Genomic DNA, 16,429 nt, shown 5'->3' on the forward strand with positions numbered 1-16,429 from the left:
AAAGCGACGGGTTAGGGCAGGTCGACGTCGGCTCCTTCCTGTAAACTCGCTGCTTTCACCGTATTATAGAGCAACATCGCGCGCGTCATCGGGCCGACGCCGCCAGGAACGGGCGTGATCGCGCTCGCTTTCTCCTTTGCGCTCTCGAACTCGACGTCGCCGACGAGTTCGTACCCCTTCTCGGTGTCGGCATCGACGCGGTTGACGCCGACGTCGATCACGACCGCGCCGTCGTCGATCATCGAGCCGTCGACGAGTTCGGGGACGCCGACAGCGGCGACGACGACGTCGGCGCTCCGGGTCTTTGTCGCCAGATCCTGGGTTCGAGAGTGACAGACCGTCACCGTGGCGTTGCCGTCCTCGGCTTTCTGGATCAGCAGGTTCGCGAGCGGTTTGCCGACGATGTCCGACCGGCCGACGATCGTCACGTCTGCCCCCTCGAGATCGACGCCGGCGGACTCGAGGAGCTTCTGGACGCCGTGTGGTGTACAGGGACGGAAGCGGGCGTCACCGGCGACGAGCCGACCGACGTTCTCGGGGTGGAAGCCGTCAACGTCCTTCGCGGGATCGACCCGGCGGATGACCTCGCGGTAGTCGACGTGATCCGGGACGGGTGCCTGGACGATATAGCCGTGTACGTCATCGTTTTGGTTCAGCGCGGCGATCTCGTCGAACAGCTCCTCCGCCGGGGCGTCTCCGTCGACATCGACGTGAACGCTCTCGATGCCGACCTCCTCGCAGTCGCGCTGTTTCATGTTCACGTACGTCTCGCTGGCCGGGTCGTCGCCCATCAACACGGTCGCGAGGCCGGGTCGCGACCCGGCGTCCGCGAGCGTCTCGATGGCATCTGTCAGGTCGTCGCGTATCTCGCTCGCGACGGCGTTGCCGTCGATGATCTCGGTCATTACTCGAGTCCCCGACCGCGAGGCTATTCAACCCTCGGATTCGTGCTCAGATGACGCCCCATTCTGTGGGAAATAGACACGATCGTGTATAGTATCGGGCAGGAAATAGTGGCTCCACTTGCCGGGGAAGGGTACACTTATGCGGCCGACGACCCCCACATCGGACATGGAACACGAGCACGTCCGGGACGTCGATCCCGCCGTCGCCGATGCACTCGAGTCGGAAGTCGACCGCCAGCGATCGTCGCTTCAGATGATCGCGAGCGAGAACCACGCCAGCCGTGCGGTCATCGACGCGCAGGGAAGCGCGCTGACGAACAAGTACGCGGAGGGCTACCCCGGCTCGCGTTACTACGGCGGCTGTGAGTACGCAGACGAGGTCGAACAGCTGGCCATCGACCGCGCCACGGAACTCTTCGGTGCCGAGCACGTCAACGTCCAGCCTCACTCGGGCACACAGGCGAACCAGGCCGTTTACTTCGCGATGCTCGAGCCCGGCGACAAGATTCTCTCGCTGGACCTGACCCACGGCGGCCACCTCAGCCACGGCCACCCGGCGAACTTCGTCGGCCAGTTCTACGAGGTCGAACAGTACGAGGTCGACCCCGACACGGGTTACGTCGACTACGACGGGCTGGCCGAACAGGCCGCCGAGTTCGAGCCCGATATCATCGTCTCGGGCTACTCCGCGTACCCACGCGAGATCGAGTGGGAGCGCATCCAGGACGCCGCTGACGATGTCGACGCCTTGCACCTGGCGGACATCGCCCACATCACGGGTCTGGTCGCCGCCGGCGTCCACCCCTCGCCGGTCGGCGTCGCCGACTTCGTCACCGGTTCGACACACAAAACCATCCGCGCCGGTCGAGGCGGTATCGTCATGTGCGACGAGGAGTACGCCGACGACGTCGACTCGGCCGTCTTCCCCGGCGGTCAGGGCGGCCCACTCATGCACAACGTCGCCGGCAAGGCCGTCGGCTTCGAGGAGGCCCTCCAGCCCGCGTTCGAGACCTACGCCGAACAGACCGTCGCGAACGCGAAGGCACTCGGCGAGAGTCTCGCCGAAAACGGCTTCTCGCTCGTCTCCGACGGGACGGACAACCACCTCGTGCTCGTTGACCTCCGCGAGAGCCACCCTGACACTTCCGGCGGTGACGCCGAAGAGGCACTCGAGGAGGCCGGTATCGTCTTGAACGGGAACACGGTGCCCGGCGAGACGCGCTCGGCGTTCGATCCCTCGGGTATTCGCGCGGGCACGCCCGCGTTGACGACTCGCGGCTTCGACGAGGACGACTGTCGCACGGTCGCCGATCTGATCACTCGCGTCGTCGACGCCCCCGAGGACGACGACGTCGTCGCCGAGGTCCGCGAGGAAGTCGAGCAGTTGTGTGCGGCGAACCCGCTCTACGAGTAACGCGAGTCTCGCGAGCATCGTTTTTTTGCGGACTTCCCGTCATGTCCGTCGCTGAACTCGGGGTCGAGGGCGAGTTCGATTTCGTCCTCACTGCCAGCAGTGTCAGCGCGGGGTGGGACGTTTCGGAGCCGGATACTGCGGATCCGTAGCAGCGATCGGTTCGCCTCGAGTTCGCCACCACTTCCGTCCGAAGCGCCACGGATCGGTAGACGATTCTGTAATCGAACGATCGCAACCCAAGACTAACAGTCGATACTAATTAATCAAGAACGACTCGTCGTTCGATCCAACCCGACAACTGAGGTGACTTTCCGATACAACTAACTTATCGGGGTGACATTCGCCGTATCGAATGATAGAGTGGGAGGTGGGAACCCACGCTCTCCGCGTAACGGACGTGGACAACGCCGAACTGGTCGTCGTCGGTGACGATCTCGGCGTCGATGGCGGTGGTTCCGACGTTCCACGGCCGGTCGACGAGACTGTCGCTGCGACGGCGAGCGAACTTCGATTCCCCCACGCCGTAGTGTACGCGTTTTCGCTCGATTCCGACGAGCGGTACGAACTCGAGGACGCCGGAGGGACGATCTCGCTTTCCTCCGGCGAGTACGTCGTCGACGTCGATACGGACATCAAAACATATCTCCGGTTTTCGGGCCCTGCACGGATCGAACGTTCCGCGGGCTTCGATTCGATCGTCGTCAGCTTTCCGACTCGAACGCCGATCCAACTCGGCTTTCGGAGCCGCCACGAACTGCCGGCGGCAACGATCACCGTCCCCGACTCCCCCGAGGCCGTCGCCGAAGCACTGACCCATCTGTCCTCCTCACAGAAGACGACCGGCCCGAATCGCACGTATCCGACGCTTCGGGGCCACCCGCCGCTTTTCGAACCAGGTGAATCCCTCGAGATTCCCGACCACGTTCGAGGCGAGACACCGAACTCAGGCGTCGAGTTGCTCGTTCCGCCGACGTACGAGAGCCTGCTCGTCACCGCGCCGCTTGCGTACTATTTGCAGGCGACCGTTCGAACCCTGCCGGATGCGGGCATCGCCCACGAACCCGAGAGCCCCCGCCTTCGACTTCCCGTCGTCGGCGTCGACAGACGCCTCGAGCCGATGCCCGAACTCGAACGCGACGTGGAGCGACTCCTCCGAAAGACGTTTTTCCTCGACTGTCTGGTCCGCAACGCCGGTCCGTACGGGACGAAACTCGCAGCGACCAGCTTGCTGGATGCACTCGAACTCGATCCGACGACGCTGTACGAGGCGTCACCACAGCGTCGCCTCTCGACGTACCTCGAGGTTCCGTACGCAGCGGTCGAACACAGGCTCCCGGACTGGCACCTCTCGACGTACCTCGAGCCCGGCTACGATCGTCTCGAGACGATACCGTTCCTGCTCGACCGTCTGAGCATGATCTATACGCCCCGGACGTCCGAACTCGACGGCAAGGAGCTGGTCGAACGATCGCTCGAGGACTTCTACCGTGGCGACACGGACCCGTCGGTCGACGGACGCGCGAGCACAGGCCAGGTCGCGTCGGTCGATATCGTCAAGCCGGAGCTGAGGAACGGACGAGTTCACGGCTGGCTCGCCGACGGCGTGCCGATCGACGTCTTCAAGTGTGCGTCGGAGGCCTACCAGAACCGACTCGAGTACGTCGAACGGACGAGCGATTCCATCTCGATTCAGGTCATCCTGAACGATCCGGAGATGAGCGGCGAACACGACAGCGTCGCCGAAATCTATCGCCAGCGCTCCGAGGTGTTGCCGATGCACGTGACCGTCGAGGAATCGCTTCGAACCGCGGATCTCGCCCGGACCTTCGAGGCGAGCCACGACTTCATCCACTACATCGGCCACTGCGAGACCGACGGACTTCGGTGTTCGGATGGCTATCTTTCGACTTCGAGTCTCGACCGCTGTAACGCCCAGACGTTCTTTCTCAACGCGTGTGGCTCCTTTTTCGAGGGACAGACGCTGATCGAGAAGGGAAGCGTCGCGGGCGCGGTGACGTTCACCAAGGTGTTGAACGACCACGCGGTCAAAGTCGGCTCGACGTTCGCCAAACTCCTCGTTCACGGCTTCAGCATCGAACGAGCGATGTGTCTCGCTCGCAGGCGAATCATGATGGGGAAAGATTACGCCGTTGTCGGCGACGGAACCCACTCGCTCATCCAGGGCGAACACCGGCTGCCGACGACGGTGAAAATCGAGGAACTCGAGGACACCGACGATCAGTTCCTGGTTACGTTCGACTGTTACTCGACGGAGGCCACTGGTGCGTACTACTTCCCGCACACGACGGACAACGAGTACGCCTACCTCTGTGGTAGGGAATCGAGCTTTACGCTCTCCCGGTCGGAACTCGCTTGTGTCCTCGAAGAGACGGAGGCGTCCGTGATATACGACGGCGACGTATACTGGTCCGAAGAACTCTCGACCCGGTTCGATTCCTGACGCTACGGACCGCCGTACGTACTGACTCGCTTCGCCCGCATCGTACGACGATCAACCCGTTGATCGTCCGTCAGAGGTGGCGACTCCTGGCCGTCGACGGTCTCGAGGGAATTCCACTGGAACTGATCGGAGCGAACACCCATACGATACTGTAATAAAATGACACAGGTATATAATTATTGTCAACTATGTGTTTCTTGCCCAACTGGTTTGAACGGTCACGAAATCTGCCCGAACGAGGTCGATCGGTGAGTCGATGTCACGTTTCAGGTCGGACAGATCTGCCTGGGTTTCGTGGTAACTACCGAGGAACGCAAGAACGACGTTCCGCCAACGCGCAGTCGAACGGTATTCGGCTGCCGACCCCGACGATGTATTGTTACCGCGACGCGGGTGTCGTCGACAAAATAATATGTTATCCCTCAAAAATTACCGGTACAGGCTAAGACGAGAAGTTCTGCTGTGAGAACGGCCAGCAAAATTAAGTGAGACGGGCACATTTACTTGTGCATAGGCATGACCTCGAATTTACTCAACCATCAAATTGACGATATCCTCGAGTCGGTTCTCGAGGATGCCAGTGGGGACGTCTACATGATCAACCCATCCCGGGACGCCATCGAAGAGTTCGTAACCGTCGCCACCGAGTTCGACGGCTCCGCTCCGTCGGTTCGCATGCTCGCCGACGAACGGACGCTGAAAGACGTCATGGACGACTTCATCGTCGCGTCGAACGCTGCCGACCTCATCGCCGACGACACCCTCTCGCTTCGAACCATCGACGAAGCCCCGGAGAACTCGCTTCTGATCACCGACGACCGCGTCGTCGCCGTCGTCCACGCCGGCGACCGTGTCGGCGGACTCGGCACCGACGACGGGGGATTCGTTGAGGATACCGCCGAGACGTACGCCGAACGCTGGGAGGACGCCGCTGCGTTCAACCTCCGGACGCCGCCGATTACGGACGTCCGCGATACCCTCTCCGAAGAGATCAGTCCCGATGCCGAAGACGACTTCACGGCGATCCTCAGCTCCCTCGAGACCGCCCGCGGCGACGGCGATGGTCTCGACGAAGTCACCATCTCGCTGCTCGTCGCGGCGAAAAACGAGGCGCTGCTCTACGACATCAGCAAGTGGGGCGAGGACGTCGGTATCGCCTCCAAGGCCACGTTCTCGCGAACGAAGACCAAACTCGAGGACATGGGCCTGATCGACACCGAGAAGGTCCCGATCGACGTCGGCCGGCCGCGTCTCCGACTCAAGATCGGCGACGACCGCCTCCGCGAGGCGGACAACGGCCAGCTCGCGACGGTCGCACAGTCGATTCTCAACTAGAACCGAACTTTTGCTCTGCGGGCGTGGCGAAAGCCGCGCCCTCGGCAACATATCGAAAGACCGCGAGCGCTCTTTCCTACCTCGCGGGATCTTCGATCCCGCTTAGCTTCGGTCAACTGCCTCGGGGTCAAGCCCCGAGGCTTGTCAGTGGACTCCCGCTCTAACTGCGAAGCGCAGTAGGTCGGAACCGACCGTTCGCGTTCACTGTCCCTGACTTCAGAGCCAGTTGACTCGTGGCTCGTCCAGCACCAGACTTGAGCCAGTGCTGGATAAGACGCCACCCAACGTTTCGAGCGGCGTTGTAATCGCTGTGCAACTGCTTCCCGCACTTCAAGCACTCGAACTCGTCACCATCTCGGTTATCTTCATGCGTGAACCCACATTCGCCGTGGCTACACCGTTGAGACGTGTATGCAGGATTCACATCATCCACGTCGATACCGTGTTCTTCGGCCTTGTATTCGACGTGGCGTTGCAGTTCCTTGAACGCCCACTGCTGGAACTTTGAGGCGTTCGAGATGCGCTTCCTGATATGTTTCAGGTTCTCGAACGCAATCGCTGTACACTCATTCTCGATGGCTTCTTGGACGAGTGCTTTCGAGATGCGGTGCAAGTAGTCCACGCTCCACCGAGCGAACCGTGAGCCGATACTCTTGATGGTGAGGTGTGCGGAGCGAGTGCCTGCCCGTTGCAGGTTGCCGCGCCGACGCTCGTATTCGTCGCGGCGGTGATTGAGGTAGTCTGCGTTACCGAGGAACGCTCCCGTACTGGTGACGGCGACGTATCCGTCCACGTTCAAGTCTACACCGAGAACCACTCCGTTCTCGGATTGTTCATCGCAAGAGGGGTCAACGTTTTTCTTCACGGCGACGTGGAGGGAGTACGTTCCATCGCGCTTGTGGAGCGTTGCTTCGGCTTTCTCCCACTCATCCGTCCAGTAGTCCGCGAACGGCGTTCCGTTCTTGTTGACGGGCGTGACGTACTCAGCGGTCACGCGCTTGTCCGTTGTGGCGAGGGATACCGAGTCGTCGTTGTACGTGATGGTTCGACCGTTGTACACGACAACTGTGCCTTTGAACTCGGGCTTGCTCGCCTTCTCACCGTCGAATTTACGGTCTTTGCAGTTTCCGAGTGCGGTGGCCGCGAGGTTTCTCGCGGATTGGACGAGACTGGATTGTAGAGTGAGTTTCTCACGAACGTCAGAATACGTCTCCTCGTGGAGCGTGTTCTTCGTGTCCGTGATGTTATAGGGGTTGTCGTCCCATCCGTGGTCAGCGACGTGTTGCGCCGCTTGTTGGAATTGCTCGAACGTTTCATCGAGGACTTCGGAGTCCTCGTCGGAAACGTCGAGTTTGACTTGGATGTTCCGAACAACCTCCATACTTCATTAGTGTACCTAAAGATACTTATTAGTATTTATTCAGATGGGGGAATCAGACTTGCTTTCGGGCGTGGTTTGTGTCATCGAGTGTCGGCTTCCTCCCCGACCTCAAGGGTCGGGGTATCCGCCTCGACCGCCGATGAAAACCACCGGAAGACGCTCGCGTCTTCCGAGCTCTCGTTCGCTTCCGCTCACGAGAACACTCCTCCTTCGGGCCGTCGGTTCCGTCGATCCGAGCCGACAACCGATTTCGTTCCGTCGCGTGACGCAAACCCCAAGTTTCCGCCGCGAGCAGAGTCGGGTATGTACGAGGCCGTCCACGCCCACCCCGACGGACAGAGCACGGTCGAGCGGCTCACGGAGACGGCGGCCGACTACGGCTTCGAGGGCCTGGTCGTGCGCAACCACTCGAGCGCTCGAGCGGAGTACGACGCCGAAAAGATCGCCGACGAGGCCGGGATCGACGTGGTCTGCGGCGTCGAGGTTCGAGCCGACGATCCACAGCAGGCAAGCGGCGCAGTCGGAAACCATCGGACCGACGAGACGATCGTCGCCCTCGAGGGTGGGACGAACGCGCTGAACCGGTTCGCCGTCGAGAACGACAAGGTCGACGTCCTCGCGGACCCGATGGCCGAAAGCGGTGACGTCAATCACGTGCTGGCGAAGGCGGCCGCAGAGAACGGGGTCCGATTCGAGTTCAACCTCGCTGGCGTCCTCCGAACCCACGGCGGACGGCGGGTCCGGACCATCCAGTCGCTTCGAAAGCTCGGCGAAATCGTCGACTACTACGACGCACCGTACGTCGTGAGCGCGGATCCGTCTTCCCACCTCGAGCTTCGAGCGCCCCGCGAACTGCTCGCGGTGGGCGAGGAGATCGGCTTCTCTCGGGAGTTCGTCGAGGAGGGACTCGCGGAGTGGGGACGACTCGCCGAGCGAAACCGACACGTCCAGTCCGAGTCGTTCATTGAGCCGGGGGTCGAACGGGGGCGATATGAAGAAGAGCCGTGAGGAACACGCCGCCCGGTTCGACGAGATCGCGAGCGAGTACGACGACGAGGGTTCGGAGGAGTATCGCGCCTGCGCGAACCTCGTGATCGAACACGCCGCACCCGACGAGGACGACGTCGTTCTCGACCTCGGGACCGGCACGGGAGCGATCGCACTCGCGCTCGCCCCCGACGCCGAGTACGTCGTCGGACGTGACATCAGCGAGGGGATGCTCGAGGAGGCGCGGGCGAAAGCCGACGAGGCCGAACTCGAGAACGTCGAGTTCGGATACGGTACCTTCCGAGAGCCGGAGTACGACGGCGACGTCGACGCCGAGTCGTCGGAGACGCCTCGAGCCCACACTCGCTCCGCCGGCGTGGACGTCGTGACGTCGAACTTCGCGATGCACCACCTCTCGGACGAGGAAAAGCGGGAGGCCATCGCGGTGATCGCCGACGTAGAGCCCCGGAAATTCGTCCTCGGGGACGTGATGTTCTTCGGCGAACCCGATCCGAGCGAGCCGTTTTACTCGCCCGAGGTCGACGATCCGGCGACCGTCGGCGTCCTCGCGGACGCGTTTACCGACGCGGGCTTCTCGCTGACCGCCGTCGAGCGCGTCCACGGCCAGGTCGGCGTCCTCGTCGCCGAGCGAACGCCCTCCGCCGGGGAGAGGCCAGTCGACCGCGTAACCGAACTCGAGACCAGCGGCGGCGAGTGAGCCGATGAAACACCTCCCGAAACATCTCCAGCCACGGTGGCGGTATCTCGCCGTCGGCCTCGAGACCCGACCCGGGGAGTCACTCGACAGGCGGTCGTTCCAGCGGGAGTGTTGGTACGCGGGCCAGAACTTACTCGGCGATCCGGGGAGCGCTCGAGCGGATCTGCGCGTGATTCGATACGAGTTCGCCGACGGGACCGGGGAAGCCATCGTTCGGGTCAGGCGGGGGGAAACCGATCCGGCTCGAGCGGCACTGGCCTGTATCGACGAGGTAGACGGTGTACCGGTCGGGCTCGTCGTCCGCGGTATCAGCGGGACGATCCGTGCGGCCGAAGAGAAGTTTCTCGGCAACTAATACGGACGGCGATGAGTCGGTACCGGTCGACCACAAAACGGCGGACGATCGACTGGTAATCAGTCACCGCAAACAGTACGATAGGACAGTAGGGTGCCGGCGTAAACTTGGGTCTTGTCCTACCGGCGACGGGCATCGTGGTAAGAAAACTATTTAGGACGCCGTGGGCAAGTCACGGAAGAGAGAAACGTCGTGTTCGGGAACGAGGAGCGAGTCGCCGTCTACCGTGATGGATATACAGACGTGCGACTCGAGGAGACGTTCGCGGACGTGACAGACCTCGATTACGATTCAGATTTAGCGTGATACTATGCAGGGACAAGCCCAACAGCAGGCGTACGACCGAGGCATCACGATCTTCTCGCCGGACGGCCGACTCTACCAGGTCGAGTACGCCCGCGAGGCGGTCAAACGCGGCACGGCAAGTATCGGTGTGCGAACGACGGACGGCGTCGTACTCGCAGTCGACAAACGGGTCCCCTCGCCGCTTTTGGAGGACTCGAGCGTCGAGAAGATTCACAAAGCCGACGACCACATCGGCATCGCGAGTGCGGGTCACGTCGCCGACGCCCGCCAACTGATCGACTTTGCGCGTCGCCAGACGCAGGTCAACCAGCTTCGGTACGGCGAACCGATCGGCGTCGAGACGCTCACCAAAGAAGTCACCGACCACATCCAACAGTATACCCAGGTCGGCGGTGCCCGCCCGTTCGGCGTCGCGTTGATCGTCGGCGGGATCGAAAACGGGGAGCCGCGCCTGTTCGAGACCGATCCCTCGGGGACGCCCTATGAGTGGAAGGCGCTGGCCGTCGGTGCCGACCGGAGCGAACTCCAGGAGTATCTAGAGGAGAACTACGACGCGGAAGCCGACTTAGACGGCGGAATCGCGCTCGCCCTCGACGCGCTCGCGTCGGTCAACGACGGCTCGTTGCTCCCGAGTGAAGTCGGACTCGCGACCGTCGACGCCGAAACGGAGTCGTTCGAACAGTTCGACCAGGATCGGATCGGCGAGCACTTAGAGGAGAACGACCTCCTCGACGACGGCGACGAAGACGGCGACGAAGACGACGAGTAATCGTTCCCGTCTCTCCCGATCGACCTGCCTCGCCAAACCGACCGTTTTCGACGCGACTATCCGAGTGTACGGTCCGTTGTCGATCAGTACCGACGAAATCACAACGATTCGTTCGTGCTTTCGCAGCGACACTGTGACAGCAATCCGTATCAGGAAAAGCTCTTTTACCCGGCCGTGGGTACTCCCGAGTATGATATCACTTGACGAGGCGGTGACAGCGCGACTCGAGTCACACGGGGCGCGCTTCGAAGTGTTGGTCGACCCCGACGCGGCGCTCGCGATCAAACGCGACGAGTTCGAGGACGATCTCGAGGACGTGATCGCCGCAGAAGACGTCTTCGAGGACGCCTCGCGGGGCGATCGTCCGGCGGAAGACGACCTCGAGACGGTCTTCGATACCACGGACCCACTCGAGATCATCCCCGAAGTTATCAAAGACGGAGAGATTCAGATCACGGCCGAGCAGCGCCGCGAGATGCAAGAACAGAAACGAAAACAGCTGATCGATAAGATCGCGCGCAACGCGGTCAATCCGCAGATGGACAACGCCCCCCACCCTCCAGAGCGAATCGAGAACGCACTCGAGGAAGCGGGATTTACGATCGATCCGATGGAACCGGTCGAAAACCAGGTCGACGACGCGCTCGACGACCTACGACCCGTCATCCCGATCCGGTTCGAAGAGGTGACGATCGCCGTCCAACTTCCCGCGGAGCACGCCGGGAGCGCCCAGGCGAAGGTTCGCCAGTTCGGTGACCTAGAGCGCGAGGAGTGGCAACCCGACGGCTCGTGGATCGGTGTCTTGACCTTCCCGGCGGGAATGCAAAACGAGTTCTACGACACCGTCAACGAACACACGAGCGGCACCGCCGAAACCGAGATCATTAAGGACAAAGACGATCTGCGGACCCGGTAGCTCGGGCCACCGACCGATCCGTCACGCTGGTGGTGGGTCCACATCGAGCACGGGATTCAAGATGGTCCGACACGTACGGTACCCTATGACTCAGCGTCGAAACGCGGAGGTGTTCGACCGCCATCGATAGCGTGTTCGGGCACGTGAGATCCCGTTCTCACGATCCACCGTCCGCGAGTTCCCCTCGACCGAGAGGGGGCGGTCGTCGCAACGTCGAGCGATGCCGCTCGAGCGACTGCTTTCGCCCAGTTTACGTCTCCGTACAGCCATGAGAGCGATCATCGCAAAACGCGTCGATTCCGGAACGCCCGACACAGACGAAATCCGCGAGCTCGCGGAGGCGGCGGGGTACACCGTCGTCGGGGAAGTAACGCAGTCACGGCGTGCAGATCCCGCACTTCAGCTAGGTGAAGGGAAAGCCGAAGATCTCGCCACGACGGTCGCGAAGACGGAGGCGACGACCGTCGTCTTCGACAACCGGCTCGGGCCGTACCAGACCTACAACCTCGGTCAGCTGTTGCCCGAGGGCGTCGAGGTCATCGACCGGTTTACGCTCATCCTCGAAATATTCGGTCAGCGGGCCCAGACGCGCAAGGCACAGCTCCAGGTCGAACTGGCCGAACTGCGATACGAACTGCCGCGTGCTGAGGCGAAGACGAGCCTCGCGAAACGGGACGAACACCCCGGGTTCATGGGCCTCGGCGAGTACGACGAGAGCCGTGAACGGGACATCAAAGCCCAGATCAGTCGGATCAACGACGAACTCGAGCAGATCGAGCAGACGGAGGAACACCGACGGGAGCGCCGTCGCGACTCCGGGTTCGACCTGGTCGCACTCGCCGGATATACGAACGCGGGTAAGTCGACGCTGCTGCGCCGGCTCTCGGAAGGACTCGACGTCGCCGAGAACGAGGATCTCCACCCTGACCTCGATTCGACTGCCGAGTCCGAAGACAGGCTGTTTACGACTCTCGGGACGACGACCAGACGCGCAGCCATCGAGCCCCGTGACGTGTTGGTGACCGACACCGTCGGGTTCATCAGCGATCTCCCACACTGGCTCGTCGAGTCGTTCAAGTCGACGCTCGACTCCGTCTACCGGGCAGATCTCGTCTTGCTCGTCGTGGACGTTGGCGAGGATATCGACGAGATCCACGAAAAGCTCGTCACGAGCCACGACACCCTCTACGAGCGAAACGAGGCACCGATCGTCACCGTGTTGAACAAGATCGATCAGGTCGACGAGGCGGAACTCGCCGAAAAACGCGAGGCATTGTCGGGGCTCGCCCCGGACCCGGTCGCGGTCAGTGCACAGGAGGGAACCAACGTCGACGCCTTGCTCTCGCGAATCGACGACGAACTCCCAGACTGGAAACAGGAACGACTCGTGTTACCGATGACGGAGGATACGATGAGCGTGGTCTCCTGGATCCACGACAACGCGAACGTCGACGACGTCACCTACGGCGACGAGGACGTCCTCGTCGACTTTCAGGCTCGGCCGGCGGTGATCTCGCAGGCCCGTTCGCGTGCGAGCAAGTTACACGCCCCACCGACGGAGTCGACGGAAGCGTCGTAACGGCTGTTCGGAGTAACCGATTTTCAGCGGCCGTCGCCGCGCAACCACTTCCCTCACTTATAAATCGCAGAGACGACTCTGAATGGATATGGAACGTGTTGCAATCATCGGCGCGTCGATGACCCAGTTCGGACAGCGCGAGGAGTGGGTCGTCGACCTCCTCACGGAGGCCGCCCTCGATTGTCTCGAGGACGCAGCGGTAGACGCGTCGGCCGTCGAGCACCTGTACGTCTCGAACATGGCAAGCGGCGAGTTCGAAGGGCAGTCGGGCGTGATGAACGCAGTCGCTCACGACATCGGTGCCGTGCCGGCGTACACGCAGCGAGTCGACCAGACGAGTTCCAGTGGTGGTGCTGGCATGTACGCCGCCTGGCAGTCGGTGGCAAGCGGCGCGAGCGAGATGACGCTGCTCGTCGGCGGCGAGAAGATGACCCACAAGACGACCGGTGAGGCGACCGACGTCATCGCCTCGCTGACCCACCCTGCCGAGTACAAAACCGGCGTCACGCTGCCGTCGTTCGCCGGCCTGACGGCACGACACTACCTCGAGCGCTTCGACGCCCCTCGCGAAAGTCTCGCGAAGGTCGCCGTGAAAAACCACGAGAACGGCGTCGACAACCCACACGCCCAGTTTCAAAAGGAGATCGACGTCGAGACCGTACTCGAGTCGCCGATCGTCGCCGATCCGCTCCGCCTGTACGACTTCTGTCCGATCACGGACGGCTCCGCGGCGCTTCTGTTCTGTCCGGAATCCGTCGCGAAGGAGTACGCCGACGAGTACGTCGTCGTCGCCGGGATCGACGGTGCGACCGATACCCACGTCGTCCACGAACGCGAAGATCCGACCGTGATGGGCGGCGTCGTCGAGAGCGGCGAGGGTGCCTACGAGATGAGCGGCTACGGCCCCGACGACGTCGACGTCGCGGAGCTCCACGACATGTTCACCATCCTTGAGTTCCTCCAGATGGAGGGTCTCGGCTTCGCCGAGCAGGGGGAGGCCTGGAAACTCGTCGAAGAGGGCTACACCGAACGCGATACCGGCGAGTTACCGATCAACACGTCGGGTGGACTCAAATCCAAGGGACACCCACTCGGTGCCAGCGGCGTCGCACAGGGCGTCGAAATCTACGAGCAACTCGTCGGCGAGGCAGGCCCGCGTCAGGTGGACGCGGACGTCGGCCTCGCGTGTAACGTCGGCGGGTTCGGAAACTGCGTAATCACGACTATCATGGAGGCAGCACGATGACGATGGAAGCCTACCGATACGAAGACGGTTCGATCAGCTATCCTGGACATCCCCGAAGCCTCGACGGCTTGGAGCCGGTCGACACGATCGACCTGAGCGAGTACACTGCAGAGGTCGTCACGTGGACGACGAGCACCGCCACGCCGCCGGGCGTTCGCCAGCCGAACACCCTCGTGATCGTCGAGTTCGATCTCGGTGAGGCGTCGTCAGACGCCTCGAGCAGCCAGATAGAGGCCGAGGACGGCGAGACCGTTCGAGCGATCGGGCAGGCGACGACCGACGACGTCGAGACGGGCGATACGGTGCGTCCGGTCCACGTCGACGAACTCCGCGAGCCGGGTGCCGGCATCCGCGAACCGGACAGTCAGGAGTGGGACGGTTACCGTTTCGAGCCGGTCTAACTCTCGTCTTCGCGACCGCCGTCACGATTCTCGCTCCCGTTTCCATCCGAGTCGTCGGTCCGGTGGTCTTCACCGTCAGCTACGCCGTCGAAATCCGCTCCATCGGAGTCGTCGGAGCCCGTGCCGTCGATGCCGCCGTGATCCTCGCCGGCCGAATCGTCGACAGCCCCGACACCGTCGTCCGCGGACTCACTCGTCCCTTCCTCGTCTGCGCCGTACCGATCTTTCAGCGTCTCGAGTTCGGCGTCGACGTCGACGGCGGACTCCGGCCCCGGCTGGGGGTCCTCGGAATCGGATCGCGGATCGCCGTCCGCCACGTCGATCTCGATCGACCTCGAACCGGACGATCGGTCGGAATCAACGGGATCGTCTTCTTCCGTGGCCGCTCTCAGACGGTCGTCTACCTCGTCGCGGAGCGTCCGGGCATCGGTGAGAAGCTCCCTGGCGTGTTCGTCCGCGGGAAGCGTCCCCTCCGACGACGCTCGTTGAAGCTCGGCGAGCACCGTATCGAGCCTCGAGAGCGTCGTTTTCCTGAGTTCGTTCGCTCGCTCGTTGGAGACGGCGACTGCGTCCGTCGTTCGATCCCTGACCTCCCGCTCGGTTCGGACGAGTTCGAGCCCCCGCTGGAACGCCTCGAGTGCGCGAACGCTCGACTCGAGGACGGCGAGCAGGGCGGGGATCGCGACCTCGTCAGTAAACGAGAGTAGCTCCCGCGGCGTGGGGGGCCGAAGTGGTGGTCTGCGCCGGGGGGACTCGAGTTCGTCGGAAAGCTCGTCGATCGTCCGTGTCAGTTCACGGATCGCCTCGACGAGTTCGTCATCTCGGTCGGCCATACCACCCCTACGTGGTTCTGTATGAAAAGAGAGACGATTGGTGGCTGTTTATCGGCGTCAGATGGTTGCAATTAGGAATGAACTCGATTTCTAAACAATTTTCCGGCCACAATATTTATTTAATTCATTATCCTGACCTAGTGTGAATGCAACGTGAACTGGGGGAGCGGGGGGGAGAGCGTGCAACGTTTGCCCAAACACTCAACACGTTGAAGCATACGGGGAGTAATCTGCTTCTCGTCGGAAGCGGTGGTACTGCACACGATACTGCTTGCCGTCGACTGCGTGGTGAAAGCCAAGGCGAGTCGCGGTATCGGGTGTTCGTAACGGACGACGTGAGATGCTGTTACCACGACCACGACGAGGGAGATGTGAGCACCGCTATCGTCGAGTACTCCGGCACACGGTCGGGCGGCCGCGACGACGGGGGCAGCAGTGACGAGGCACTCGGCCGGCTTGTCAGAAATGTTGTCGATGCCGTCGAGGAGTTCGAGGACGAAGCCGGAGGATTCGAGCCCTCGGAGCTTCGCGTCTGCGTTGACTCGCTCGTGCCGTTGCTGCAGCAATACGACACCGAGGACGTGTTTCGGTTCGTTCACGTGACGACCGCCCGAATCGAGCAGGCACGTGGCATGGGCCACTATCACCTCCCAGTGTCGCGCGACCACGACGCGGTTTCCCTCCTCGAGCCGATGTTCGATGCCGTCGTGTCGCTTCGCACACGCGACGACGTCCACGAACAGCAGTGGCATCTCCGCGATCGGGGGACACCGACCGACTGGATCCAACTCTAAGGACCTCGAACGGACGCCAGCGGTCACGG

Annotated in this window: 14 protein-coding genes and 2 pseudogenes; 13 read left to right on the forward strand and 3 right to left on the reverse strand. The window is 62.3% G+C overall.

The window, feature by feature from the left end; translation table 11 throughout:
* Window positions 1-11: 11 nt before the first annotated feature.
* Window positions 12-905, reverse strand: coding sequence for a bifunctional methylenetetrahydrofolate dehydrogenase/methenyltetrahydrofolate cyclohydrolase (locus tag GRS80_RS12785; protein ID WP_160047900.1), 894 nt, complete (start codon window positions 903-905; stop codon window positions 12-14).
* A 166-nt stretch (window positions 906-1,071) separates the two neighbouring features.
* On the opposite strand from GRS80_RS12785, the gene glyA reads away from it, so the two are divergent.
* The 3 genes from glyA (at window position 1,072) to GRS80_RS12800 (ending at window position 6,115) form a co-directional block, all read left to right on the forward strand.
* Window positions 1,072-2,319 carry a serine hydroxymethyltransferase gene (gene glyA / locus GRS80_RS12790; protein ID WP_160047901.1) on the forward strand — a complete coding sequence of 416 codons (1,248 nt, stop codon included), beginning with the start codon at window positions 1,072-1,074 and terminating at the stop codon, window positions 2,317-2,319.
* 352 nt (window positions 2,320-2,671) lie between these two features.
* Window positions 2,672-4,780 (forward strand): hypothetical protein, encoded by a 2,109-nt coding sequence (locus GRS80_RS12795; protein WP_160047902.1) that lies wholly within the window; start codon window positions 2,672-2,674, stop codon window positions 4,778-4,780.
* Window positions 4,781-5,296: 516 nt separating this feature from the next.
* Complete coding sequence (locus GRS80_RS12800) at window positions 5,297-6,115, forward strand: DUF5821 family protein (RefSeq protein ID WP_149081920.1); 819 nt, start codon at window positions 5,297-5,299, stop codon at window positions 6,113-6,115.
* Between the two features lie 160 nt (window positions 6,116-6,275).
* On the opposite strand, the gene GRS80_RS12805 is transcribed toward GRS80_RS12800, so the two are convergent.
* Window positions 6,276-7,496, reverse strand: a complete 1,221-nt coding sequence (locus GRS80_RS12805) for an RNA-guided endonuclease TnpB family protein (protein ID WP_160047903.1) — start codon at window positions 7,494-7,496, stop codon at window positions 6,276-6,278.
* Window positions 7,497-7,799: 303 nt separating this feature from the next.
* On the opposite strand from GRS80_RS12805, the gene GRS80_RS12810 reads away from it, so the two are divergent.
* The 9 genes and pseudogenes from GRS80_RS12810 (at window position 7,800) to GRS80_RS12850 (ending at window position 14,773) form a co-directional block, all read left to right on the forward strand.
* Window positions 7,800-8,504, forward strand: a complete 705-nt coding sequence (locus GRS80_RS12810; protein WP_160047904.1) for an RNase P subunit p30 family protein — start codon at window positions 7,800-7,802, stop codon at window positions 8,502-8,504.
* A complete protein-coding gene (locus GRS80_RS12815) occupies window positions 8,488-9,201 on the forward strand; it encodes a class I SAM-dependent methyltransferase (protein WP_160047905.1) in 714 nt (237 codons plus the stop codon). The genes GRS80_RS12810 and GRS80_RS12815 overlap by 17 nt, the downstream gene beginning before the upstream one ends.
* 4 nt (window positions 9,202-9,205) lie before the next feature.
* A pseudogene (locus tag GRS80_RS12820) lies at window positions 9,206-9,550 on the forward strand (Rpp14/Pop5 family protein); the annotation flags it as partial.
* 150 nt (window positions 9,551-9,700) lie between these two features.
* Window positions 9,701-9,862, forward strand: a pseudogene (locus GRS80_RS20760) (ribonuclease P); the annotation flags it as partial.
* A 4-nt stretch (window positions 9,863-9,866) separates the two neighbouring features.
* On the forward strand, window positions 9,867-10,631 hold the full coding sequence (gene psmA, locus GRS80_RS12830) for an archaeal proteasome endopeptidase complex subunit alpha (RefSeq protein WP_149081915.1): 765 nt from the start codon (window positions 9,867-9,869) through the stop codon (window positions 10,629-10,631).
* A 190-nt stretch (window positions 10,632-10,821) separates the two neighbouring features.
* Entirely contained in the window at window positions 10,822-11,547 is a 726-nt protein-coding gene (locus tag GRS80_RS12835; protein ID WP_160047907.1) for a ribosome assembly factor SBDS, read from the forward strand.
* A gap of 268 nt (window positions 11,548-11,815) precedes the next feature.
* Complete coding sequence (gene hflX / locus GRS80_RS12840) at window positions 11,816-13,126, forward strand: GTPase HflX (RefSeq protein ID WP_160047908.1); 1,311 nt, start codon at window positions 11,816-11,818, stop codon at window positions 13,124-13,126.
* Window positions 13,127-13,214: 88 nt separating this feature from the next.
* Entirely contained in the window at window positions 13,215-14,372 is a 1,158-nt protein-coding gene (locus GRS80_RS12845) for a thiolase family protein (protein ID WP_149081912.1), read from the forward strand.
* Window positions 14,369-14,773, forward strand: a complete 405-nt coding sequence (locus GRS80_RS12850) for a nucleic acid-binding protein (protein WP_160047909.1) — start codon at window positions 14,369-14,371, stop codon at window positions 14,771-14,773. Before GRS80_RS12845 ends, GRS80_RS12850 begins: the two co-directional genes overlap by 4 nt.
* Here the strand turns inward: GRS80_RS12850 and GRS80_RS12855 are convergent.
* Window positions 14,770-15,606, reverse strand: a complete 837-nt coding sequence (locus GRS80_RS12855) for a hypothetical protein (RefSeq protein WP_160047910.1) — start codon at window positions 15,604-15,606, stop codon at window positions 14,770-14,772. The two genes, GRS80_RS12850 and GRS80_RS12855, sit on opposite strands and share 4 nt — an antisense overlap.
* A gap of 146 nt (window positions 15,607-15,752) precedes the next feature.
* On the opposite strand from GRS80_RS12855, the gene GRS80_RS12860 reads away from it, so the two are divergent.
* Window positions 15,753-16,400 carry a hypothetical protein gene (locus GRS80_RS12860; RefSeq protein WP_160047911.1) on the forward strand — a complete coding sequence of 216 codons (648 nt, stop codon included), beginning with the start codon at window positions 15,753-15,755 and terminating at the stop codon, window positions 16,398-16,400.
* Window positions 16,401-16,429 lie beyond the last annotated feature (29 nt).

Source organism: Natrialba sp. INN-245 (assembly GCF_009807105.1).
In the GTDB taxonomy this organism is placed as follows: domain Archaea; phylum Halobacteriota; class Halobacteria; order Halobacteriales; family Natrialbaceae; genus Natrarchaeobius; species Natrarchaeobius swarupiae.